19 protein-coding genes and 1 pseudogene are annotated in these 22,727 nt (G+C 70.1%); 9 read left to right on the plus strand and 11 right to left on the minus strand.

What is annotated here, in order from left to right:
- Nucleotides 1–41: 41 nt before the first annotated feature.
- Nucleotides 42–2,744: a DNA polymerase I gene (polA, locus tag M3Q35_RS46650; RefSeq protein WP_273939056.1), complete on the plus strand. Its 2,703-nt coding sequence runs from the start codon at nucleotides 42–44 to the stop codon at nucleotides 2,742–2,744.
- Here polA and M3Q35_RS46655 read toward each other — a convergent pair.
- Nucleotides 2,741–4,024 carry an aminotransferase-like domain-containing protein gene (locus tag M3Q35_RS46655; RefSeq protein ID WP_273939057.1) on the minus strand — a complete coding sequence of 428 codons (1,284 nt, stop codon included), beginning with the start codon at nucleotides 4,022–4,024 and terminating at the stop codon, nucleotides 2,741–2,743. The genes polA and M3Q35_RS46655 overlap by 4 nt on opposite strands.
- Nucleotides 4,025–4,085: 61 nt before the next feature.
- Here M3Q35_RS46655 and M3Q35_RS46660 point away from each other — a divergent pair, with 61 nt between their 5' ends.
- A complete protein-coding gene (locus tag M3Q35_RS46660) occupies nucleotides 4,086–4,700 on the plus strand; it encodes a DJ-1/PfpI family protein (RefSeq protein ID WP_273939059.1) in 615 nt (204 codons plus the stop codon).
- Here M3Q35_RS46660 and M3Q35_RS46665 read toward each other — a convergent pair.
- From M3Q35_RS46665 to M3Q35_RS46685, 5 genes are all read right to left on the minus strand, one after another.
- Complete coding sequence (locus M3Q35_RS46665; RefSeq protein WP_273939060.1) at nucleotides 4,669–5,259, minus strand: TetR/AcrR family transcriptional regulator; 591 nt, start codon at nucleotides 5,257–5,259, stop codon at nucleotides 4,669–4,671. The two genes, M3Q35_RS46660 and M3Q35_RS46665, sit on opposite strands and share 32 nt — an antisense overlap.
- Complete coding sequence (locus M3Q35_RS46670; protein ID WP_273939061.1) at nucleotides 5,256–7,184, minus strand: YhgE/Pip domain-containing protein; 1,929 nt, start codon at nucleotides 7,182–7,184, stop codon at nucleotides 5,256–5,258. The genes M3Q35_RS46665 and M3Q35_RS46670 overlap by 4 nt, the downstream gene beginning before the upstream one ends.
- Nucleotides 7,181–7,843 (minus strand): hypothetical protein, encoded by a 663-nt coding sequence (locus M3Q35_RS46675; protein WP_273939062.1) that lies wholly within the window; start codon nucleotides 7,841–7,843, stop codon nucleotides 7,181–7,183. The genes M3Q35_RS46670 and M3Q35_RS46675 overlap by 4 nt, the downstream gene beginning before the upstream one ends.
- A 93-nt stretch (nucleotides 7,844–7,936) precedes the next feature.
- Nucleotides 7,937–8,920, minus strand: coding sequence for a GNAT family N-acetyltransferase (locus M3Q35_RS46680; RefSeq protein ID WP_273939063.1), 984 nt, complete (start codon nucleotides 8,918–8,920; stop codon nucleotides 7,937–7,939).
- Nucleotides 8,857–9,693, minus strand: coding sequence for a class I SAM-dependent methyltransferase (locus tag M3Q35_RS46685; RefSeq protein WP_273939065.1), 837 nt, complete (start codon nucleotides 9,691–9,693; stop codon nucleotides 8,857–8,859). The genes M3Q35_RS46680 and M3Q35_RS46685 overlap by 64 nt, the downstream gene beginning before the upstream one ends.
- 201 nt (nucleotides 9,694–9,894) lie before the next feature.
- Between M3Q35_RS46685 and rpsA the strand changes: the two genes are divergently transcribed.
- Nucleotides 9,895–11,364 carry a 30S ribosomal protein S1 gene (rpsA, locus tag M3Q35_RS46690; protein ID WP_273939066.1) on the plus strand — a complete coding sequence of 490 codons (1,470 nt, stop codon included), beginning with the start codon at nucleotides 9,895–9,897 and terminating at the stop codon, nucleotides 11,362–11,364.
- A gap of 141 nt (nucleotides 11,365–11,505) precedes the next feature.
- Entirely contained in the window at nucleotides 11,506–12,696 is a 1,191-nt protein-coding gene (gene coaE, locus M3Q35_RS46695) for a dephospho-CoA kinase (protein ID WP_273939067.1), read from the plus strand.
- A 173-nt stretch (nucleotides 12,697–12,869) separates the two neighbouring features.
- Here the strand turns inward: coaE and M3Q35_RS46700 are convergent, their stop codons facing one another.
- The 3 genes from M3Q35_RS46700 to M3Q35_RS46710 form a co-directional block, all read right to left on the minus strand.
- Nucleotides 12,870–13,388, minus strand: coding sequence for a ribonuclease FAU-1 family protein (locus M3Q35_RS46700; protein WP_273939068.1), 519 nt, complete (start codon nucleotides 13,386–13,388; stop codon nucleotides 12,870–12,872).
- Nucleotides 13,389–13,525: 137 nt separating this feature from the next.
- Entirely contained in the window at nucleotides 13,526–14,077 is a 552-nt protein-coding gene (locus M3Q35_RS46705; RefSeq protein WP_273939069.1) for a ribonuclease FAU-1 family protein, read from the minus strand.
- An 83-nt stretch (nucleotides 14,078–14,160) separates the two neighbouring features.
- Nucleotides 14,161–14,823, minus strand: a complete 663-nt coding sequence (locus M3Q35_RS46710; protein ID WP_273939070.1) for a DUF4232 domain-containing protein — start codon at nucleotides 14,821–14,823, stop codon at nucleotides 14,161–14,163.
- A 214-nt stretch (nucleotides 14,824–15,037) separates the two neighbouring features.
- On the opposite strand from M3Q35_RS46710, the gene uvrB reads away from it, so the two are divergent.
- The 3 genes from uvrB to M3Q35_RS46725 all read left to right on the plus strand — a co-directional run bounded on the left by uvrB (nucleotide 15,038) and on the right by M3Q35_RS46725 (nucleotide 17,865).
- Nucleotides 15,038–17,191: an excinuclease ABC subunit UvrB gene (uvrB, locus tag M3Q35_RS46715; protein ID WP_273939071.1), complete on the plus strand. Its 2,154-nt coding sequence runs from the start codon at nucleotides 15,038–15,040 to the stop codon at nucleotides 17,189–17,191.
- A gap of 97 nt (nucleotides 17,192–17,288) precedes the next feature.
- Nucleotides 17,289–17,477, plus strand: coding sequence for a hypothetical protein (locus M3Q35_RS46720; RefSeq protein ID WP_273939072.1), 189 nt, complete (start codon nucleotides 17,289–17,291; stop codon nucleotides 17,475–17,477).
- Nucleotides 17,478–17,523: 46 nt separating this feature from the next.
- The gene (locus M3Q35_RS46725; protein ID WP_273939074.1) at nucleotides 17,524–17,865 is read left to right on the plus strand and encodes an MmcQ/YjbR family DNA-binding protein; all 342 of its coding nucleotides are present in this window, start codon (nucleotides 17,524–17,526) and stop codon (nucleotides 17,863–17,865) included.
- A 183-nt stretch (nucleotides 17,866–18,048) separates the two neighbouring features.
- On the opposite strand, the gene M3Q35_RS46730 is transcribed toward M3Q35_RS46725, so the two are convergent.
- Nucleotides 18,049–18,579 carry an RDD family protein gene (locus M3Q35_RS46730; protein ID WP_273939075.1) on the minus strand — a complete coding sequence of 177 codons (531 nt, stop codon included), beginning with the start codon at nucleotides 18,577–18,579 and terminating at the stop codon, nucleotides 18,049–18,051.
- Nucleotides 18,580–18,908: 329 nt separating this feature from the next.
- Between M3Q35_RS46730 and M3Q35_RS46735 the strand changes: the two genes are divergently transcribed.
- Nucleotides 18,909–20,921, plus strand: a complete 2,013-nt coding sequence (locus M3Q35_RS46735) for a HelD family protein (RefSeq protein ID WP_273944728.1) — start codon at nucleotides 18,909–18,911, stop codon at nucleotides 20,919–20,921.
- A 14-nt stretch (nucleotides 20,922–20,935) separates the two neighbouring features.
- On the opposite strand, the gene M3Q35_RS46740 is transcribed toward M3Q35_RS46735, so the two are convergent.
- Nucleotides 20,936–21,673, minus strand: coding sequence for a pyrimidine reductase family protein (locus M3Q35_RS46740; protein WP_273944730.1), 738 nt, complete (start codon nucleotides 21,671–21,673; stop codon nucleotides 20,936–20,938).
- A 39-nt stretch (nucleotides 21,674–21,712) separates the two neighbouring features.
- Between M3Q35_RS46740 and zapE the strand changes: the two are divergent.
- A pseudogene (gene zapE / locus M3Q35_RS46745) lies at nucleotides 21,713–22,723 on the plus strand (cell division protein ZapE); the annotation flags it as partial.
- Between the last annotated feature and the right edge of the window lie 4 nt (nucleotides 22,724–22,727).

Consider the following 22,727-nt stretch of genomic DNA (forward strand, 5'->3'; position numbering starts at 1 on the left):
ACCTCCACGTCTTGTCGGACCCTCACCCTAGACTCGGCCCCGTGAACCAGGCCGCAGCCCACACCGACAACCGTCTCCTGCTGCTCGACGGCCACTCGCTGGCCTACCGGGCGTTCTTCGCGCTGCCCGCGGAGAACTTCAAGACGACCACCGGGCAGACCACCAACGCGGTCTACGGCTTCACCTCGATGCTGATCAATCTGCTGCGCGACGAGAAGCCGACGCACCTGGCGGTGGCCTTCGACGTCTCGCGCAAGACCTTCCGCACGGAGCACTACTCCGAGTACAAGGCCAACCGGTCGGCCACCCCGGACGAGTTCCGCGGCCAGGTCAGCCTGGTCCAGGACGTGCTCGGCGCGCTGGGCATCCCGGTGCTGGAGAAGGACAACTTCGAGGCCGACGACATCATCGCCACGCTGACCACGCAGGCCTCGGCCGACGGTTTCGAGGTGCTCATCTGCACCGGCGACCGCGACGCCCTCCAGCTGGTCACCGACAAGGTGACGGTGCTCTACCCGCGCAAGGGCGTCTCCGACCTGACCCGGTTCACGCCCGACGCCGTGCAGGAGAAGTACAACCTGACGCCGCAGCAGTATCCGGACTTCGCGGCGCTGCGCGGCGACCCGTCGGACAACCTGCCCGGCATCCCCGGCGTCGGCGAGAAGACCGCGGCCAAGTGGATCCGCGAGTTCGGCTCGCTCGGCGACCTGGTCGACCGGGTGGACGAGGTCAAGGGCAAGACCGGCGACGCGCTGCGGGCCAACCTGTCCAACGTGTTGCTCAACCGGCAGCTCACCGAGTTGGTCAAGGACGTCGAGATCCCGCTGGCGCCGGCCGACCTGGCGGTGCGGCCGTGGGACCGGGACCGCGTGCACCGGCTGTTCGACGACCTGGAGTTCCGGGTGCTGCGCGACCGGCTGTTCGCCACGTTGAGCAGCGCCGAGCCGGAGGCCGACGAGGGCTTCGAGGTGACCGGCGGCGCGATCCCGTCCGGCGAGCTGGCGGCGTGGCTGGACAAGCACGCCCGCACCGGCGCGCGCGTCGGCCTGGCGTTCAAGGGGACCTGGGGCAGCGGAACCGGCGACATCGAGGGCATCGCGCTGGCCACCGCGGCCGGCGAGGGCGGCTATCTCGACGCCACCGCGCTGACCGAGTCGGACGAGAAAGCCCTCGCGGCCTGGCTGGCCGACGCGAAGGTGGCCAAGGCCGGGCACGACTTCAAGGGCCCCGTGCATGCCCTGCGGGCCCGCGGCTGGGACCCGAAGGGCTGGACCAGCGACACTGCCCTGGCGGCGTACCTGGTGCGGCCGGGGCAGCGCTCGTTCGAGCTGGACGACCTCGTGCTGCGCTACCTCAAGCGTGAGCTGCGGGCCGAGGAAGGCATCGACGACGGGCAGCTGTCGCTGCTGGCCGACGAGTCCGCCGACCTGGAGGCCGCGGCCAGGACGCAGATCGTCAAGGCGAAGGCCGTGGCCGAGCTGGCCGACGCGCTGGACACCGCGCTGGAGTCGATCGGCAGCCGACGGCTGCTGGACGAGCTGGAGCTGCCGCTGCTGGGCGTGCTCGGGGAGCTCGAGCAGGCCGGCATCTGCGTCGACGTCGAGCACCTCACCGAGCTGGAGGCGCACTTCGCCGGCCGGGTGAAGCAGGCCGCGCAGGACGCGTACTCGGTGATCGGCAAGGAGATCAACCTCGGCTCGCCCAAGCAGTTGCAGGTCGTGCTGTTCGAGGACCTCAACATGCCGAAGACCAAGCGCACCAAGACCGGTTACACCACCGACGCCGAGGCGTTGCAGACGCTGTACGAGACCACCGAGCACCCGTTCCTGGCCCACCTGCTGGAGCACCGGGACGCGTCCCGGCTCAAGACCACTGTGGACGGTCTGCTCAAGTCGGTGGCCGACGACGGCCGCATCCACACCACGTTCAACCAGATGATCGCGGCCACCGGGCGGCTGTCCTCGACCGACCCCAACCTCCAGAACATCCCGGTGCGCACCGAGGAGGGCCGCCGGATCCGGCAGTCGTTCGTGGTCGGCTCGGGCTACGCCGAGCTGATGACCGCCGACTACAGCCAGATCGAGATGCGGATCATGGCGACCCTGTCCAAGGACGAGGGCTTGATCGAGGCCTTCAACACCGGCGAGGACCTGCACACCTACGTGGCCGCGCAGGCCTTCTCGCTGCCGATCGAGGAGGTCACCGGCGAGCTGCGGCGGCGGGTCAAGGCCATGACCTACGGCCTGGCCTACGGTCTGTCGGCGTTCGGCCTTGCCTCGCAGCTGCGGATCTCCACCGAGGAGGCCCGCGCGCAGATGGAGGCCTACTTCGCCCGGTTCGGCGGCGTGCGCGACTACCTCCAGGCCATCGTGGTCAAGGCGCGGGCCGACGGCTACACCGAGACCATCCTCGGCCGCCGGCGCTACCTGCCCGACCTCAACAGCGACAACCGCCAGCGCCGCGAGATGGCCGAGCGGATGGCCCTCAACGCCCCCATCCAGGGCAGCGCCGCCGACATCATCAAGGTGGCCATGCTCGGCGTGCACAAGGCCTTGCAGGAGGCCGGCCTGCGCAGCCGGGTGCTGCTCCAGGTGCACGACGAACTCGTGCTGGAGCTGGCCGAGGGCGAGCACGAGCAGGTCGAGGCCCTGGTCCGGGACAACATGGGCAACGCCTACCAGCTTGCCGTTCCGCTGGAGGTCTCGGTGGGCTACGGCCGTTCGTGGGACGAGGCCGCCCACTAGCTCTCCACGATTTCCCTTACGGTGTCCAGTGTCCGGCGCAGGTCGGGCACTGGCACCGAGCCGAGGGCCAGCCGCAACGCCTGCGGCACAACGGGAGTGGTCGCGAACTGCTCGGCCGTGGCGACGGAGATCCGGTGCCGGGCCAGGGCCGCGGCGACGTGGTCGGCCCGGCCGGGCAGCGGCAGCCAGAGGAAGTACGACGCCGGGTGGCTGACGAACGGCAGCCCGGCGAAGACGTCACGGGCGATCGCCTGCCGCATATGGGCATCCGTGCGTTTGTGGGCCTCCAACCGGTCCACGGTGCCGTCCTCCAGCCACCGCCGGATCAGGGCGACGTTGAGCGCCGGGGTGTTCCAGGTGGTGGCGCGGATGACCCGTTCGATCGGCTTGGGTTCGGGCGCGACGACGTAGCCGACGCGCAGCCCGGTGGCCACGCTCTTCGAGAGGCTGGAGACGTAGACCGTGCGCTCCGGGGCCAGCGCGGCCAGCGGCGGGGGAGCGTCCTCGACGAGGTAGGCGTAGGCGCCGTCCTCGATGATCAGCAGCCCGTGCCGGCGAGCCGTTGCCACCAAACGTTTCCGTGCCGTCAGCGACATGACCGTGCCGAGCGGGTTGTGCAGCGTCGGCATCGTGTAGACCGCGCGGACCGGCCGTCGGCGGCACAGCTTGTCGAGGTTGGTCGTGGCCACCAACTCCAGGCCCAAAGTGTGGGCCAGCACCTTGAAACCGGTGTACGTCAACGGATCCACGGCCACCACGTCCCCGCGTTGCAGGGTGGCCATGGCCGTCGCGGCGAGGCCGTGCTGTGCGCCGCTGACGATCAGCACGTTCGCGGCGTCCACGGTCAGGCCGCGACGTTCCAGATGCTTGGCGACTGCGGTGCGGGCCTCGATCCGGCCGGCGTGCGGTTGGTAGTGCAGCAACGACTCGAGCTCGCCCGCTGCCAGCTCTCGCAACGCGTTGCGCAGCAGGTCGGCCTGGCCGGGGATGGCCGGGTAGTTGAACTGGAGGTCGACGGCGTCGGCCGCCACCGCCTGTTCGTCGATGCCTTGCCCGGCAAGCAAAGCCGTGTCCCGCACGAAGGTGCCGCGGCCCGGCTCGCCCGTCACCAGGCCCATCGCCTCCAGCTCCGCGTACACGCGCGTCGCCGTGACCAGCGCGATTCCTTCCCGCGCGGCCAGTTCCCGGTGCGTCGGCAGCCGCGTCCCCACCGGCCAGCGGCCCGCGCGCAGCTGCGCCGCGAGACCGTCCACCACGCCCTTGTACCGGGGAGTCCGCACCGGCCGATTGTATCCATGACAATTCTTCGACTGTCATGAAAACCGGCCCTAGCCTGGGCCAATGCACATCGCGATCCTGACCTTCGACGGCTACAACGAGCTCGACTCGTTCATCGCGCTCGGCATCCTCAACCGCGTCGACCGGCCCGACTGGCGGATCTCCATCGCCAGCCCAACACCGACCGTGCGCTCCATGAACGGCATCCTCGTCGAGGCCACCGCCACCCTCCAGGACGCCTGCGCCGCCGACGCCGTGATCGTCGGCAGCGGCGCCAAGACCCGTGAGGTCGTCGAGGACCCGGCGATCATGTCCGTGCTGCGCGGCCTCGACCCGTCCCGGCAGCTGCTGGCCGCCCAGTGCTCCGGCACCCTCGTGCTGGCCAAGCTCGGGCTGCTCGACGGCGTGCCGGCCTGCACCGACGTCCGCACCAAGCCATGGGTCGTCGCCGCCGGCGTCGACGTGCTCAACCAGCCGTTCTTCGCCAACGGCACCGTGGCCACCGCCGGCGGCTGCCTCGCCTCGCACTACCTGGCCACCTGGCTTATCACCCGTCTCGACGGCCCAGCAGCCGCCGAGCGGGCGCTCCGCTATGTCGCGCCGGTCGGCGAGCAGGACGAGTACATCGAGCGGGCCCTGCGCAACGTCAGCGCTCCGACACCCCTCGTACGAGCATGATCACGGATTCACGGACCTCGCGCTGACTGCGGTGCGGCTGGAACACCTGCCAGTCGAGGGCGACGACCAGCAACGTGCCGAACAGGGCGGCCGACGCGGTGCCGACCGGCACGTCGGGCGGTAAAGCGCCGACGTCGGCCCGGCGCTGCACGACCTGCTTCACGATGGCGACGATGTCGTCCCGCAGCAGGCTCAACGTGCCGTGCCACTGCCCCGGAGTCCGCCACATCTCGCTGACCAGCAGCTGGGCGAAGGCGGGGTACTCGGCGAAGAAGCCGAGCGCCCCGTCGACCAGCGACTCCAGGGCCGAGCCGGTGTCGTCGACGTCCTCGGCGACCCGCAGCCGCGCGGCCAGCAGCTCGACGCCGTGCCGGAGCAGCGCGTCGACCAGACCGTCCTTGCTGCCGAAGTTGTAGTAGACGGTCCCCTTGGCCACGCCCGCCTCGGCGGCGATCTCGTCGACGGTCACGCCGGCCGCCCCGCGCTCGCCGACCAGGCGCAGCGCGGCGTCGAACAGCTTCTGCTTCGTCGCCGAGGTACGGGCGGGCCGGGGCTTCACAGCACGAGCTCCGGCTTGAGGCGTGAGGGCGTCCACACCCTCTGCTTGTACGCGGCCAACACCGACAGCGCCAGCCCCACCACCAGATACCCGCCGATCACGGCAATGTCCGTGCCGAGGCTGGACAGCGCGCCGCCGTAGAGCAGATGGCGCAGCCCGTCGACCACGTAACCCAGCGGCAGCGCGATGTGCAGCGGCTGGAGCGGCGCGGGAATGGTCTGCCACGGGAACGTGCCGCCGGCGGTGGTCAGCTGCAACACCAGCAGCACCAGGCCGAGGAACTTGCCCACGGCGCCGAGCAGAGCGTTGAGGCCGTGCAGCATGGCGGTGAACGCGAAGCCGGTCAACACCAGGAAACCCAAGGTGCCCAACGGATCCGACGGGTGCACGCCGACCAGGGTGGTCACGACGGCGAACAGCAGGACCACCTGGAGGAAGCTGAGCAGCGCGGCCGGCAGCCAGCCGCCCAGCGCCACGATGCCCGGCCGCTGCTTGGCCGCCAGCGCCCGCCGGGACAGCGGCCGCAGCAGCAGGAACAGCACGAACGCGCCGATCCACGTGGCCAGGCCGAGGAAGAACGGGGCGAGACCGGCGCCGTAGGTGTCGGCGGTGGCCTGGCCGACCGCCTGCACGGTGACCGGGTCGCCGATGGTGTTGGCCGTGGCCGACGGGTCGTTCGGGTCGGGGATCTTGCCGGCGCCCGCGTTCAGCCCGTCCCGCAGCTGCGCGCTGCCGTCGGCCAGCTGCTTGGTGCCGGACGCCAGCTGCGACGCCCCGCTGGACAGCTTGTCGGCGCCGTCGGTCGCGGTCTTCAGGCCGTCACGGAGCTGCGTCGCGCCACTGTCGGCCTGCGCGATGCCGGACGCCAGCTGCGGCGACGCCGCCGCGAGCTGCGACGCGCCGTCGGCCACCTGCCGTGAGCCGGCGGACAGCTGCTGGAGCTTGCCGTTCACGGTCTGGATCTGACCGTTGGCGTCGTTCAGCGGCTTGCGGGCGTTGTCCAGCACGGCCAACACCTGGCTGACCTGGTCGGCGCTCAAACCGGCGGCCTGGAGCCGGGCCTGGATGTCCGAGCGGACGCCGTCCAGGTTGTTGTTGAAGGTCTGCGCGGCCGTGGCGATGGTCGAGCCGCCGGCCGCCACCTGGGCGTTGCCGTCGGCGACCTGCTTGGCCCCGTCGGCCAGCTGCTGGGTCTTGCTCGGCAGGCTGGCCGTGTTGCTCTTGAGCAGATCCAGGCCGGTGACCAGCTGGTTCGACCCGTCCAGCAGCTTGTGCTCGCCGGTGGCGAGGTCGGCGCTGCCGGTGGCCAGCTGCTGCGCGCCGTCATTGGCCTTGGCCGCGCCGTCGGCCAGCTTGGACGCGCCGTCGGCCGCTTGCAGCGTGCTGCTGCGGATCGTCGCGTAGCCGGTGAGCAGCTGGTCCGCCGCGGTCGTGCCGACCTTCTTGGCCACCGCCGCCCGTACCGCGTCGACGACCTTGTCGGCGATGGTGCGGGCCAGATAGTTGTTGGAGTCGTTGGTGGTCAGCTGGAGCACGCCCTGGCGCGGCTTGTTCTGCACGGGCGAGGTGAGCGCCTGCGAGAAGTCGGCCGGCAGCGTCAGCGCGAACGTGTACTTGTTGTCCCGCACGCCATCCGCGGCATCGGTGGCGCTGACCCGGTGCCACTCGAACTTCGGGTTGGTCAGCAGCTCGTCGGCCACCTCGTTGCCGGCGTTGAGCTGCTTGCCGTTGACCTCCGCGCCCTTGTCGTCCACGACCAGCGCGACCGGCAGCGACTTGAGGTTGTTGTAAGGGTCCCAGTTCGCGTACAGGTACATCGCGCCGTACAACAGCGGCACGAGAACCAGTGCGACGACAGCGATCTTGGGCAGCTTGCCCGCCGTGATGCGGCGAAGCTCGGTCGCCGCCAACCGGATGGGGCTCACTGGTGGTCCTCCTGAACCTGCGTAAATGCCAACGTCTCCGGCTGTTCGCGGTCACCGATGCGGGCCGCGGTCACGTCCAGCAGCCGCGCCGAGGTCTCGCTGCACAGCACCACCACGGCCAGGCCCTGCTCGGCCGCCTTGGCGGCGGTGTTCCACCAGGTGTGTGGACCGGCGCCGTGCCGATCGGGCAGCACGAGCACCAGCGCCTCGATGCCCGGGCGCTGCGCGGCGACCTCGACCAGCAGCCGGGTGCGGACCTCCGCCGGCACCGACTCGAAGCGGGCGCTCGCGTGCTCACGGGCGTCGTGCGCGAGCAGCCAGTCCGACACGGCCTTGCGGTTGGCCGGCTGCTTCGCGAAGGCCAGCTCCTCGGCCATGACCGTGCCCAGCGTCAGGGCCTCCTCGGGGGAGGACACGTCCGGCGCGTCCACGATGGCCACGCGCTGGCGCAGGCCGGCGTCGTCGACCTTGCCGTCCAGCTCGACGGTGCCGACGCTCGGCTTCATCCGGCCGCCCACCGCGAGCGCGAAGGCCGTGTGGCCGGTGCCGGGTTCCCCGGCGACGAGGGCGAGTTCGCCCGTCCGCACGCGCAGCGAGGTCGGCTGGAGCAGGGGGCCGTGGGCCCCGTCGATGCCGACGCTCTGGACGTGGATCTCCACCGAGCCTCCTTGAACTGACTGGTCAGTTCAAATAGTGCGGCAACCCGGTGCGCGAGGCAAGCCAGGGCGACGTGATCTCGACCCTATGAGCGATCAGCGCATCCCGCCCGCCGGGCGCACCTCCCACTGGGTCCACAGCGGCCGGTAGCCCTGCCGCGGCCAGAACACCGACGACAGCGGGTTCGGCGGGTTGTAGTGCAGGAAGTAGCCGGACGTCCGATGGCCGGCGAAGTGATTGTGCACGACCGCCATCAGCTGCTGGCCGATTCCGGCGCCCCTTGCCCCCGGGAGCACCGAAAGACAGTTCACATAGCCCCACAGGCCGATCGGCAGCTGGCGGCGGGTCCGCGCGGTCGGCGTGTTGGCCACGATCGCCGTCTCGGCCAGGCCGATGACCATGCCGTCCCGCTCGGCCACCCACACGTCGTCGGTCATCCCGAGCCGGCCGGCCAGCGAGGCCCGGCGGGTCCGCTCGGCCTCGGCCCGGAGCAGCGCCGCGCCGACGTTGGCCGAGTAGCGGACCTCGGCCATGGCCAGTTCCACGACGGCGTCCTCGTCGGAGGCCAGCGCCGGCCTGATGTTCACGGTCAGCGACGGCGCCCGGACCGTGGTCGGCTTGCGCACCGCCGTGACCGTGAGCGGCTGGAGGCCGTGATCGAGGAACACCCGGGCGCACTCCACGTCCCGGCTCGGCCAGATCACCGTGGCCGCCGTGTCCGGCCCGCGGTCGTTGACCCGGTCCAGCCAGTGCCGGAAGGCCCGCAGCACGGCGTCCATGCCGGCCGCGCCGGTGTGCCCGACCACCGGCTGGAGCTCGTAGGTGTCGGCCGCCGACCACAGCCAGGACGGCATGCCCGGCTCCGTCCGCTGGTGCGTGACGACCGCCGCCACCCGCGTGCCGTCCGGCAGCGCGGCGTTGACCGCCTCGCCCGGCTCCGGCGACGGCGCGGGCGGCAGCAGCCGGTCCAGCCGGGCGAACCGCTCCTCCTGCGCGGTCAGCAGGGCGTCGATCGTCACGGGCGTCGGCAGCGGAAGATCGCCGTGCCCGGGAACAGCCGTCCGCGCAGTGGGCTCCACTGGCCCCACTCCGGGTGGTCGGCGCCCGGCCACTCCGGCTCGACCAGGTCCTCCAGCAGCAGGCCGGCCGCCGCGATCTGCCGCACGTAGTCGCCGAGGGTGCGGTGATGCTCCACGTACGTGGCCGCGCCGGCCGCGTCCACCTCCAGATACGGCGTGCGGTCGAAGTAGGACTGCACGACGGTCAGGCCCATCGGGCCCGGGTCGTCGGGGAAGATCCAGCGCATCGGGTGCGTCACCGAGAACACCCACGGGCCGCCCGGCCGCAGCACGCGGGCCACTTCTTTGAACACGGCGCCGGCGTCGGCCACGAAGGGCACGCCGCCGAACGCCGAGCAGGCCGCGTCGAAGCTCTCGTCGGCGAAGGGCAGCTGGTCGGCGCTGGCCCGGACCAGCGCCGGGTGCAGGCCCGTGGCCTCGTTGCCGGCCACCGCGTGGCGCAGCATGCCCGCCGAGATGTCGAAGCTGACCGCGCGAGCGCCCTGGGCCGCCAGCCACCGGCCGCAGGAGGCCGCCCCGCAGCCCACCTCCAGCACGTTTTGTCCGGTCACGTCGCCGAGGTAGCCGGCGTCGGCCTCGCGGATGCCCTCCGGGCACCACATGAAGTCGGCGTCGCCGAGGAAGGTCCCGTGCTCGGCCTGGTAGTCGTCGGCATCAGCGTCCCACCAGGCAATACTCGCCGTCCGGGACTCCGCGCCGCCGACCTCGCGCTTGGCCGCGCCCGCCGTGCCGAGCTGATCCTCGGCGCCGGCGTAGCGTTCCTGCGTGCTCACACTGCTCCTTCTGGGGACCGGGTTTGCCCGGCCGTCACGGGCGCGCGTACGATATGGGCCGCGTAGTAGGTTCCGCGCTGCCCAGAACTTTGGACTCAGAGCTTCTTGACCACGGCCTGGAGTTTCGGTGGCGCACGCAGCGACTGCAGCACGACAACTTCAGGCCCACTAAACCCAATCCGTACCGGAGCAACCCACCTAATGTCCACCGACACCACCATTGTCCCGGCTTCGACCACCCCGAAGCAGCAGATCGCGGTCAACGATATCGGCACCGAGGAGGACTTCCTCGCCGCTATCGACAAGACGATCAAGTACTTCAACGACGGCGACATCGTCGAGGGCACGATCGTCAAGGTCGACCGGGACGAGGTCCTGCTCGACATCGGCTACAAGACCGAGGGCGTCATCCCCTCGCGCGAGCTGTCGATCAAGCACGACGTCGACCCCAACGAGGTCGTCAAGGTCGGCGACGAGGTCGAGGCCCTGGTCCTCCAGAAGGAGGACAAGGAAGGGCGACTGATCCTCTCCAAGAAGCGCGCCCAGTACGAGCGCGCCTGGGGCACCATCGAGGCCCTCAAGGAGAAGGACGAGCCGGTCAAGGGCACCGTCATCGAGGTGGTCAAGGGTGGCTTGATCCTGGACATCGGCCTCCGCGGCTTCCTGCCCGCGTCGCTGGTCGAGATGCGCCGGGTCCGCGACCTGCTGCCGTACGTCGGGCGCGAGCTCGAGGCCAAGATCATCGAGCTGGACAAGAACCGCAACAACGTGGTCCTGTCCCGCCGTGCCTGGCTGGAGCAGACCCAGTCCGAGGTCCGCAGCGAGTTCCTCAACCAGCTGCAGAAGGGCCAGGTCCGCAAGGGCGTCGTGTCCTCGATCGTCAACTTCGGCGCCTTCGTCGACCTTGGCGGCGTTGACGGCCTGGTGCACGTGTCCGAGCTGTCCTGGAAGCACATCGACCACCCGTCCGAGGTCGTCGAGGTCGGCCAGGAGGTCACCGTCGAGGTGCTGGACGTCGACATGGAGCGCGAGCGCGTCTCCCTGTCGCTGAAGGCCACCCAGGAAGACCCGTGGCGCCAGTTCGCCCGGACCCACGCCATCGGCCAGATCGTGCCCGGCAAGGTCACCAAGCTGGTTCCGTTCGGCGCGTTCGTGCGGGTCGACGAGGGCATCGAGGGCCTGGTCCACATCTCCGAGCTGGCCGAGCGCCACGTGGAGATCCCGGAGCAGGTCGTCCAGGTCAACGACGACGTCATGGTCAAGGTCATCGACATCGACCTGGACCGTCGCCGGATCTCGCTGTCGCTGAAGCAGGCGAACGAGGGCTTCACCACGGAGACCGAGTTCGACCCGACCCAGTACGGCATGGCCGCCGAGTACGACTCCGAGGGGAACTACATCTACCCCGAGGGCTTCGACCCGGAGACCCAGGACTGGCAGGAAGGCTTCGACAAGCAGCGCGAGGAGTGGGAGCGGCAGTACGCCGAGGCCCACACCCGCTACGAGGCCCACATGAAGCAGATCGCCAAGGCCGCCGAGGCCGACGCCGAGGCGCAGGGGGAGACCAACTACTCCTCCGGCTCCACCGAGGCGCCGGCTCAGGGTGGCGGCTCCCTCGCCAGCGACGAGCAGCTCGCCGCCCTCCGCGAGAAGCTGTCCGGCGGTCAGTGAGTACCAGCCGCTGAGTAGCTAGACGAGAAGAAGCCCCGCTCCCCGAGCGGGGGCTTCTTCATGCAGGGAAGGACGCCTTACCTGCGTCCAATGCAGGTAAGGCGTCCTTCCCTGCATCAGGGGTGATGGTTGGATGGACCCATGCTGCAGATCGGGTTGACCGGAGGCATCGGCGCGGGCAAGTCCACGGTGGCCCGGCGGCTGGCCGAGCTGGGGGCGACGGTCGTGGACTCGGACAAGATCGCCCGCGAGGTGGTGGAGCCGGGAACCGACGGCCTGGCGGAGATCGTGGCGGCGTTCGGGGGAGAGGTGCTGGCCGAGGACGGCAGCCTGAACCGGCCGGCGCTGGCGGCGAAGGTGTTCGGCCACGACGAGAACCGGGCCCGGCTCAACTCGATCGTGCACCCCAGGGTCCGCGACCGCGCGGTGGAGCTGACGAGCAAAGCCCCAGCTGACGGCATCGTGGTGCAGGACATCCCGCTGCTCGTGGAGAACGGCATGGCGCCGGCCTTTCACCTGGTCGTGGTGGTGGACGCGGACGTGGAGCTGCGGGTGCGCCGACTGACCACCAGCAGGGGCATGGACGAAAAGGACGTGCGGGCACGAATCGCGGCGCAGGCGTCGGCGGAGCAGCGGCGCGAGGCGGCGGACGTGTGGCTGGACAACAGCGGCACCGAGGACGAGACGCGGGCGGCGGTGGACGAGCTGTGGCATGAGCGGCTGCTGCCGTTCGAACGAAACGTCCGCGAGGGCACGTACCCGGAACGCGGCGGCCCGAAGATCGTGGAGTACGACGAGGAGTGGCCGCGAGACGCCCGTCAGCTGATCGCCCGGCTGAAGCTGGCGGCGGGGGACAAGGCGCTGCGGCTCGACCACATCGGCTCGACCTCGGTGCCGGGCCTGGCGGCCAAGGACGTGATCGACCTCCAGCTGACGGTTGCCGGCCTGGACGACGCCGACGCGCTGGCGGAAACCCTTGGCCGGGCCGGGTTTCCGGTGCTGCCGGCGTTCACCCGGGACACTCCCAAGGCGACGGACCCCGACCCGGAGCACTGGCGCAAGCGCACCCACTCCAGCGCCGATCCCGGCCGCTGGGCCAATCTGCACCTGCGTGCGGTCGGCTCCCCGGGCTGGCGCTACGCCCTGCTGTTCCCGGCCTGGCTGCGGGCCGACGACGCGGCCCGGGCCGACTACGAAGCGATGAAACGTGAGATGGCCACACGTTTTGCCGACATCCCGTCCTACGGCGACGGCAAGGAACCCTGGTTCGCCCAGGCCGACGCCCGCGCCGAGGCGTGGGCCGCTGCCACCGGCTGGACCCCACCCCTCTAACCCGCCCTTCTTTCGCTACCTGAGTGGCTCACTTGGCTTCTGGGGCCAAGTGAGCCACTCAGGTGCCGACGGGGAGGGGAAGCTGGTCCCCGCCTTGTGGAGCCGCAGGCGTGGCCGGGCGGGGAACGACCACTGCGACTTCGCCCGGGACGCGCTACCGGACGAGGAAGTCCTTACAGGGGCGGCCAGACGTCGAAGATGTCCAGGTGGTTCAGCCACGCGTTGAGGTCGTGGCGGAAGTGGCTCATCTCCTCGAGCGTGCGGTGCACGGTGCGCAGCGCCAGATCGGCGTCACCGGGGCGCAGCACGCGGCCGGCGACGGCGGCGGCGAACTCCTCGGAGCGCACGATGCGGGCGGTGGTGCCACCGGGCACGGCCAGGCCGAGCAGCAGATCGGTGGTCCGCCACGACCGGCTGTCCCGCTGCACCCGCACCGCGGTCAGCGTGCTCGGCGTCGGACGGCCATGCCGGGAGCGGGAGCGCAGGTGGGTCAGGCGCAGGCCCAGATCGGGCAGCAGCCAGGTGACCTCGCACTCGGCGAACGGGTCCTCGGGGGTCGGACATTCCATCCGAAGTCCCCACCGTTCCACCACGCATGTCGTCAGGTGTCGCGTGCCCCCGGACGAGTAGCTGCGAACCCCGGTGAAGGTGTCGACGGTGTCGACCAGCTGCGGAGTGATGACCGTTCCCACGCGACCCGAGGGTAGCCCTAGGTGTTCGCCCGGTGACCGTCCGGGTCGATTCGTTACATCACGCATTGTGGCCGTTTGGATACCGAATGGGTTGCGAGCGTGCTCGTCAGTCGAACGGCTCTTGACCGCGGTTTCCGTCATCGGCTAATGCCCCAGGCGAGTTCCACGCCCTCGGCGGCCAGCCACCGCTGGATGTCGTAACCGTGCGCGGCGATCCCCGCCACCGCACGGTAGGTGACCTCCAGAGCCAGTTGGGCGTCCTGGGCGCTGAGCACGCCCAGGCGCACCGCGGTCATCAGCTCGTCGGTGTCCAGCACCTCGACCTCGCGGCCGGTCCGCACCAGCAGATCGAGATAGAGGTCGACGGTCCGCCACACGCTCTCGTCCGGCTGCACGTGGACGATGTCGACGTAGAAGTCGAAGTCCCGCTCGTGCCCGGGCCACCAGCTCTGCCTGGTGACCCGCAGGCCGAACGCCGGCAGCAGCCACGACTCGAAGTGCTTGAGCTTGGGGTGCCCGACCACGGCCCGCGACATGTAGAGGCCGTGCTCGGTGCGCCGGTACTCGTCGACCGTGCGCACCTGGCGCTTGGGGTCCGTGTTGGTCATCGCGTCCAGGTCGAACAGCTCGACCTTGGGCGGATGGACATGGGCCTCGCCCCGGACCTGGGTCGGCAAGTGGACGGTCATGCCGACATCGTCTGACCTGCGCGGCGTCACTGCCATCCTCCGGCAGGGTCATATTCCGACCGCTGCCGGGTGGTGGCGTTGCGTCAGCTCGTGATGGAAGTGCCGACGCTGCTCACGGTGAGCAGCGGGCCCACGCTGCCGGCGCAGCCCTGGCCCGAGGTCGGCAGGAACATCGCGGCGGTCTCGTTCGGCGGGTAGACCCGCAGGCCGCGGACGTCGACCGGCTTGCACTGGTCGGCCGGGAACGGGCCGGCGTTGACGATGACCAGGCCGGCGTTGGTGCTCCCGCCGGGACGCAGCGTGATCGTCGGGCCTTGGTTGCCGCTGCGGTTGGCCGGCAGGCCGACCTGCTGGCCGCTGTCGCCGGTGACGTAGGAGACGCCGGGGAAGCCCTGCAGCGTGCAGCTGTGCTGGCTGATATTCGTGAACTGGAGCGAGGTGTACGTCTTCTGCATGGCGTGGTCGGAGTCGTGCCCGAACGACAGTTTCAGCTCGCTCGACTTGCAGTTCGACGGATTGTTGGACGCCGCGGGCTGCGCCCCATTGTTGCCCGTTTGCCCACCGCCCGTACCGGCGTCGGTTCCGCCGCCGGAGGCCTGCGCGGAGGTCGTCGGCGGCGGGCTGCTGGTGGCGGTGTTACCGCTGGTGATGGGGGTGATCGTGCCCGAGATCTGGGCGCCGCCGCAGGCGCTCAGCATGAAGGCTCCGGCGACGCAGGCCACTCCGACAGCAATGGTGGAACGCATGATGTACTCCCCGACTTTCGGTGGCCGGCGGAATTGTGGATCCGAATCGCCTGCCGTGGTTGTTCCGATGCTTAGAGGATGTGTGCGCGGCCGTTTGGTTGACGTGGTGTGATGTGGATTACAGCCAGTGAACCCGCGTCGATCCGGCCGCGTTGCAGGTCGGCCGAGCCGCTGCGCCGCGAAACTGTCAGGGGTGCGTCCTACTCTGGGAGGCGTGGCAGATGCACCTGTGCTTGCGTCCTCGGAGTTCCGACCGGTCAGCGACATCCCGCGCGCCGACGGGCGGTTCAGGGTGGTCGCCGACTACCAGCCGTCGGGCGACCAGCCGCAGGCGATCATGGAGCTGGAACAGCGGCTGCGGCGCAACGAGCCGGACGTCGTGCTGCTGGGCGCGACCGGCACCGGCAAGTCGGCGACGACGGCGTGGCTGGTGGAGAAGCTCCAGCGGCCGACGCTGGTGATGGCGCCGAACAAGACCCTGGCGGCGCAGCTGGCCAACGAGCTGAAGGGGTTCTTCCCCGACAACGCGGTCGAGTACTTCGTCAGCTACTACGACTACTACCAGCCCGAGGCGTACATCCCGCAGACCGACACCTACATCGAGAAGGACTCCTCGATCAACGAGGACGTGGAACGGCTGCGGCACTCGGCGACGATGAGCCTGCTGACCCGGCGTGACACGATCGTGGTGGCCTCGGTGTCGTGCATCTACGGTCTCGGCACGCCGCAGTCCTATCTGGACCGCTCGGTGCAGCTGAAGGTCGGCGGCGAGGTCGAGCGCGACCTGTTCCTGCGCGCCCTGGTCGACGTGCAGTACACCCGCAACGACATCGCCTTCGCCCGCGGCACCTTCCGGGTGCGCGGCGACACCGTGGAGATCATCCCGGCCTACGAGGAGCTGGCCGTGCGGGTCGAGTTCTTCGGTGACGAGATCGACCGGCTCTACTACCTGCACCCGCTGACCGGCGATGTGGTGCGCGAAGTGGACGAGCTGCGCATCTTCCCGGCGACGCACTACGTGGCCGGCCCGGAGCGGATGGAGAAGGCCATCGCCGGCATCGAGGCCGAGCTGGCCGAGTCGCTGGCCAAGATGGAGAAGCAGGGCAAGCTGCTGGAGGCGCAGCGGCTGCGCATGCGCACCACGTACGACATCGAGATGATGCGCCAGGTCGGCTTCTGCTCCGGCATCGAGAACTACTCGCGGCACATCGACGGCCGCGGCGCCGGCACCGCGCCGGCCACGCTGATCGACTACTTCCCGGACGACTTCCTGCTGGTGATCGACGAGTCGCACGTGACCGTGCCGCAGATCGGCGGCATGTACGAGGGCGACGCGTCCCGCAAGCGCAACCTGGTCGAGCACGGCTTCCGGCTGCCCAGCGCATTGGACAACCGGCCGCTGACCTGGGAGGAGTTCCAGGACCGGATCGGGCAGACGCTGTACCTGTCGGCGACGCCCGGCCCGTACGAGATGGGTCAGGCCGGCGGCGAGTTCGTCGAGCAGGTGATCCGGCCGACCGGCCTGATCGACCCGGAGGTCGTGATCAAGCCGACCGAGGGGCAGATCGACGACCTGGTGCACGAGGTGCGGCTGCGGGCCGAGCGCGACGAGCGGGTGCTGGTCACCACGCTGACCAAGAAGATGTCCGAGGACCTCACCGACTACCTGCTGGAGCTGGGCATTCGGGTGCGGTACCTGCACTCCGAGGTGGACACGCTGCGCAGGGTCGAGCTGTTGCGGCAGCTGCGGCTGGGCGACTACGACGTGCTGGTCGGCATCAACCTGCTGCGGGAGGGCCTCGACCTGCCCGAGGTGTCCCTGGTGGCCATCCTCGACGCCGACAAGGAGGGCTTCCTGCGGTCGGGGACGTCGTTGATCCAGACCATCGGCCGGGCCGCCCGTAACGTGTCGGGCGAGGTGCACATGTACGCCGACAAGATCACCGACTCGATGCGGTACGCCATCGACGAGACGAACCGCCGTCGGGCCAAGCAGATCGCGTACAACACCGAGAACGGCATCGATCCCCAGCCGCTGCGCAAGAAGATCGCCGACATCCTGGACAAGGTGTACGCCGAGGCCGAGGACACCGACGAGGTCAAGGTCGGCGGCTCCGGCCGCAACGCCTCCCGTGGCAAGCGGGCCACCGGCACCGAGGGCGGCAAGGCCGTGTCGTCCGGTGTGTTGGTCGAGCGGGACGTGAAGAACATGCCCCGGGCCGAGCTGGCCGATCTCGTGCAGCAGCTCACTGACCAGATGATGGCCGCCGCGCGGGATCTCCAGTTCGAGCTGGCCGGCCGGATCCGCGACGAGATCGCCGACCTGAAGAAGGAGCTGCGCGGCATGGACGCCGCCGGCCTGAAGTAGCGGGGTTCCCCGGGTTTCGGCCCTGTCCGAAACTCGGGGCGCTCGCCGCCGTTCGTGGCTAGTGTCGACCCCATCCAGTTATCGGAAGGGGAGACCGATGCGTGCAGCAGTAAGGATTGTGGCGGCTTTGGCCGTTGTCGGCGGTCTGACGTCGGCCGGCGCGAGCGCCGCGTTCGCCGCCTCGGCGACCGAGTACGGCAGCGCCGGGCCCGACGCTTCGGCCACGGAGTACGGCGTCGTGCACAGCGACGCCACCGCCATCGAGTACGGCTTGTTGGCGAACTGACCGGTCAGGGGTGGGCGGCCGGGCCGCCCACCTCGTACCGTGTGGCATGGATCTGGACGCGGTGATCGCCCACTGCCTGGCCAAGCTCGGGGCCGAGGAGACCTATCCGTGGGGTGACGGCGAGCTGGTCGCCAAGGTCGGCGGCAAGGCGTTCGCGTTCATCGGCATGGACAGCGGGACCGTCGGCGTGAAATGCGGGGCGACCGCCGATGAGGCCGACGTCTGGCGGCAGCGGTATCCCGAGCACATCGTGATGAGCGCCTACATCGGCCGCTACGGCTGGAACAAGGTCACGCTCGCCGGCCTGCCGGCCGACGAGATGCGGGAACTGTTGGACCGGTCGTACGAGGAGATCGTGGCCAAGCTGCCTAAGTCGAAGCGACCCTAGGTGGATTACACCAATGCCGTGGCCGCGCACTCGGGCGAGCCGCTTCTGTACGTGGGCAGCGACTTTCCGCGAACGGATCTCAAACTGGCCGAGTGATCGAAGCTCAACCGCGGTGGACAAAGTGTTGGGCCACAAGGTGTTCACCGCGCGGGGCGGCAGCCGGCGGGACCACCACAACGCCGGTCAGTCGGCGACGACGCGGGTGCCGGTGAGCCAGTCGTGCAAGGCGCGGCGCTGCGGGTGGACGAGCGCGAGGCCGATGCTGACGGGCACGATGACGTAGACGCAAGCCAGGCAGAAGCAGGCGGTCTGCTCGGTGCCGAGGTGCATCCACAGCCGGCTGAGGCCGAGGTGGGCCAGGAACCACGGGCTGAGCTTGATGGTGGTGCGCAGGGCGAGCTGGATCGGGGTGGCGCGGGAGCCGTCGGCGCGGACGACGCGGAGGCCGACGCGGCGTTTGCCGAGGCTGCCCTGGCGGCGGCTGGTCTCGGTGAGCACGAGGTAGATGCCGACGGGCACAAGACCGAGCGTGAGGGTGAAGAGGTCGGCGGAGAGTTCGCTGGAGGCGCTCCAATTCGGCTCGAGGCCTAACGCCCGCAGCCCGATGGCGACGCCGCCGAGTAGCAACAGCCAAGCCAGCGCCACGAGACAGTCCACCAGGCAGGCCTCGGTACGGGCCCTCGACCCGGCCCGTGGCTGGACGTGACGCGGCAACTGCTCACCCCCGACCGAACTGCTTCAGCCGACAACAAGATCATTAGATCACGTCGTCGACCGGCCCGGGCTCGTCGAGCCGATGGTATCGGCGAGAACCGGTTCCGAGGTCAGCCCGCAAAAGGCCCAACCTGCGCGGCCGAACGGCCGTCGGTCAGGGGATTTGTCGCGTCCAGGTCGGTCGGCTGAGGCGGCGGAGAAGAACAAGACTGTTTCTCGACGACATCGGCACGCATCCTCGACGGCACCGCATCACCGAGTCACGGGGGAAACGCGTGGGCAACGCCGAGCTGGCTGCCGAACAAGACCATCTGACCGCCCTGTACGCGATGGTCGACGCCCGGCGGGAACGGGCGGCACACGGGATGAAGGCCGGCGACGAGGAGGCGAAGGCGTTCTGGGGCGAGGAACTGGGCCGCCTGGCGGCGGTGGAGGACGGACTCTGCTTCGGTCGGCTGGACATGCGTGACGGCCGACGGATCTACGTCGGACGGCTTGGCCTGTTCCGGGACGGTCAAGACGAACCGCTGCTGGTGGACTGGCGAGCGGCGGCGGCGCGGCCGTTCTACACGGCGACCATGGCGAAAGCGGACGGCGTGCGAAGGCGGCGGCGCATCACGACCCGGGGCCGGACGGTCACCGCAGTGGACGACGAACTGCTGGACCGGGACGCCGCGAGCGACAGCGAGCTGGTCGGGGAGGCGGCGTTGATGGCGGCGCTGACGGCGGACCGAACCGGCCGGATGCACGACATCGTGACCACGCTGCAAGCCGAGCAGGACGCGATCGTCCGGGACGACTACGCCGGCGTGCTGGTGGTGCAAGGCGGCCCGGGCACGGGCAAGACAGCGGTGGCGCTGCACCGGCTGGCCTACCTGCTCTACACCCGCGCCCACCTGCGTACCCGAGGTGTCCTGGTCATCGGCCCGAGCCGGGTCTTCCTGGACTACATCGGACAGGTGCTGCCGGGCCTGGGGGAGCAGGCGGTGGTGACGGCGACGATTGCTGGCCTGTACCCGGGAGTTCAGGTCAACGGCACGGGGCCGGCCGAGGACAAAGGCCGGGCCGACATGGCCGACAAGATCGCGGCGGTGGTGCGCTCACGGGTACGCGTTCCCGAGGAGTCGCTGAAGGTGCACTTCGAACAGCAGGTGCTGAGGCTGGAATCCGACGACTGCCGCCGGGCCGTGGCGGCCGCCCGCCGCACGGGACTGCCGCACAACCAAGCGAGGCTGGTCTGCCACCAGCACGTGGTCGAACTGCTCGCGCAAGGCCTGGTCAACGGCATGGAGAACGTGGTGCTGACCGAGACCGGCGAAAGCCTGGACGGCGGCAGCGCCGACGGACGGCTCAGCGCAGCCGACCTGAGGGCGTTGGCGGCGGCCGGTGTCGTGCTCGATCCGGACCAGGACGACGGCCCGCGCCGCCTGGCCGACGAGATCGACCCGGCGCAGCTCCGCGCCGCGCTGCTGGCCGATCCCGGTGTCGCCGAAGTACTCGATGACCTGTGGCCAGCTTTGACCGCAGCAGAGGTGGTGGCCGAGATGCTCCCGGCCGGTGAATGGACGGCGGCGGACATTCCGTTGCTGGACGAGGCATCGGCGCTGATCGGCGAGTTCGACGGCACGACGTACGGGCACGTGGTGGTGGACGAGGCGCAGGAACTGTCGGCGATGGCCTGGCGGATGCTGATGCGCCGCTGTCCCACCAAGTCGATGACGGTCGTCGGCGACCTCGCCCAGACCAGCGACCTGGCCGGCGCAGTGTCCTGGGGCGACATGCTCCGGCCGCACGTGAGCGATCGCTGGCGGTTGGCCGAGCTCACCGTCAACTACCGCACCCCGACGGAGATCATGGACGCCGCCGCCGACCTGTTCGCCGCACACCACGCGGACCGGCGGCCGCCACGCTCCGTCCGCTCGGCCGGCGAAGAGCCCTGGCGTCTGGAGTGCCGCCCGGCCGAGCTGCTTGACGTCGTCGCCGGCCTTGCCGCCCAACACACGCGCGGGCAGCTGGCGATCATCGCCAAGGCGCACCACCGCGAGATCACGGCGGCGTTGTCACTCCCAACGCCGGCCGATGTGACCGCACCGGTCGTGGTGCTGACGCCCGGCGAGGCCAAGGGACTGGAGTTCGACGCCGTGCTGATCGTCGACCCGGCCGGCATCCTCGCCGGTCCGCTGGGCCACAACGACCTGTACGTCGCGATGACCCGTGCCACCCAGCAGCTGGGCATCGTCCACCCGGGACCGCCGCCGGCCGAGCTGGCCCGCATCCACCAGATTCGAATGTCACATGCGCGCCATACTTGCCTCCCTGCGGCACGTCCGGACCGCATGTGACAACGCGGGGGAGATTAGCGGCGGGCGCGGTAGCGGAGCATGAGGAAGCTGTCGTCGGTGAGCACGGATTCCAGGTCCAGCTCGCGGGGCGACGCCGGCTGCGGCCCGACGGCGATGCGGCTGGCGTCGCCGCCGGCCAGCAGCGGTGAGACGGTGAGGCAGAGCTGGTCGACCAGACCGGCCTCGATGAGCCCACCGAACAGGTGCGGCCCGCCCTCGCAGCTGACCCGGCGCAGGCCCCGCTTGTCGAGCTCGGCCAGCGCCACCGACAGGTCCACGTCGTCGTCACCGGTCACGACGACATCGGCACCGGCGTCGGACAACTCCCGCAGACGGGAGGACGGGGCGGCAGCGCAGGTGAGGACGATGGTCGGGGCGACGGTCTCGGTGATCAGCGCCGAGTCGGGGGCGACGGTGGCCCGCCGGGTGACCACGGCAATGGGTGGCACGGGGCTGAGCCCGAGCCGGGCCCGGACGGCCGCCCGCACCTCGCCGGACTTCACGCCGGCGTAGCCCTCGATGGCGGCGGTGCCGGCCCCGACCAGCACCACGTCGGCCAGGGTGCGGCCGAGCATGAAGACCTTCTTGTCGGCCGGCCCGGACAGGCCGTGCGACTTGCCGCCGACGGTGACGGCGCCGTCGGGGCTGGAGACGAAGTTCACCTGCACCCACGGCCGCGTCAGCGAGGACGGATAGTCGTAGAGCCGCTCGAGCTCGGTGTCGTCGATGTCACGGGCCTGGGGCAGGAGCATGCGCACGGGTCAATCCCAACACGACACTACGATTCGCACATGACCACCCCGCGCCTGATCGACCGTCATCCCACGATCAGCGGGGACGAGATCGTCGCGGCGATGGTGCCGCCGCCGCGCTTCTCCGAGGTCGGCTTCGCCACCTACATTCCGAACCCGGACGAGCCCAGCCAGGCCGAGGCCGTGCTGAAGGGCCAGGCGTTCGCGGCCCGCGTGACCAGGGACAACCGGTCGAAGTCCTGGGTGAAGAGCCTGTTCGCGGCCAAGGAGCCGACGGCCAAGCGAGGCCTGTACCTGGACGGCGGCTTCGGCGTCGGCAAGACGCACCTGCTGGCCTCGCTGTGGCACGAGGTCCCCGGTCCGAAGGCGTACGGCACGTTCGTCGAGCTCACGCACCTGGTCGGGGCGCTCGGCTTCGTCGAGGCGGTCAAGCGCCTGTCGGAGCACCGGCTGCTGGCCATCGACGAGTTCGAGCTGGACGACCCGGGCGACACGACCCTGGTCACGCGCCTGCTCCAGGAGCTGACCGAAGCCGGCACCTTCGTCGCGGCCACCTCGAACACGCTGCCGGAGAAGCTGGGCGAGGGCCGGTTCGCGGCCGACGACTTCCTGCGCGAGATCCGCAGCGTGTCGGCCCGGTTCGACGTCGTACGAGTTGACGGCCCCGACTACCGGCACCGCGGCCTGCCCGACGCGCCGGAGCCGATGACCGACGAGCAGCTGGTCGCCAGCGCCGAGGCCACTCCCGGCGCCACCCTCGACGACTTCGATGCCCTGTGCGCGCATCTGGCCAAGCTGCACCCGTCCCGCTACGGCCGGCTGGTGTCGGACGTGACCGCCGTGCACCTGCGCAACGTCCACGCCGCCCCGGACCAGGACGTCGCCTTGAGGCTCGTGGCCTTTGCCGACCGCCTGTACGACCGCGCCGTGCCGGTGGCCGTGTCCGGGCTGCCGCTGTCGGAGCTGTTCACCGACGAGATGCTGCACGGCGGCTACCGCAAGAAGTACCTGCGGGCGGTGTCCCGGCTGATCGCCCTCAGCCGTGAGGCAGGCG

It is taken from the genome of Kutzneria chonburiensis, from assembly GCF_028622115.1.
In the GTDB taxonomy this organism is placed as follows: Bacteria; Actinomycetota; Actinomycetes; order Mycobacteriales; family Pseudonocardiaceae; genus Kutzneria; species Kutzneria chonburiensis.

Coding starts and splice junctions, on each gene's coding strand:
- M3Q35_RS46725 (WP_273939074.1), top strand. CDS start 17,524: ATGGATCTGGACGCGGTGATCGCCCACTGCCTGGCCAAGCTCGGGGCC.
- M3Q35_RS46705 (WP_273939069.1), bottom strand. CDS start 14,077: ATGACCGTCCACTTGCCGACCCAGGTCCGGGGCGAGGCCCATGTCCAT.
- M3Q35_RS46735 (WP_273944728.1), top strand. CDS start 18,909: ATGGTCGACGCCCGGCGGGAACGGGCGGCACACGGGATGAAGGCCGGC.
- M3Q35_RS46740 (WP_273944730.1), bottom strand. CDS start 21,673: ATGCTCCTGCCCCAGGCCCGTGACATCGACGACACCGAGCTCGAGCGG.
- M3Q35_RS46660 (WP_273939059.1), top strand. CDS start 4,086: ATGCACATCGCGATCCTGACCTTCGACGGCTACAACGAGCTCGACTCG.
- rpsA (WP_273939066.1), top strand. CDS start 9,895: ATGTCCACCGACACCACCATTGTCCCGGCTTCGACCACCCCGAAGCAG.
- M3Q35_RS46710 (WP_273939070.1), bottom strand. CDS start 14,823: ATGCGTTCCACCATTGCTGTCGGAGTGGCCTGCGTCGCCGGAGCCTTC.
- M3Q35_RS46720 (WP_273939072.1), top strand. CDS start 17,289: ATGCGTGCAGCAGTAAGGATTGTGGCGGCTTTGGCCGTTGTCGGCGGT.
- coaE (WP_273939067.1), top strand. CDS start 11,506: ATGCTGCAGATCGGGTTGACCGGAGGCATCGGCGCGGGCAAGTCCACG.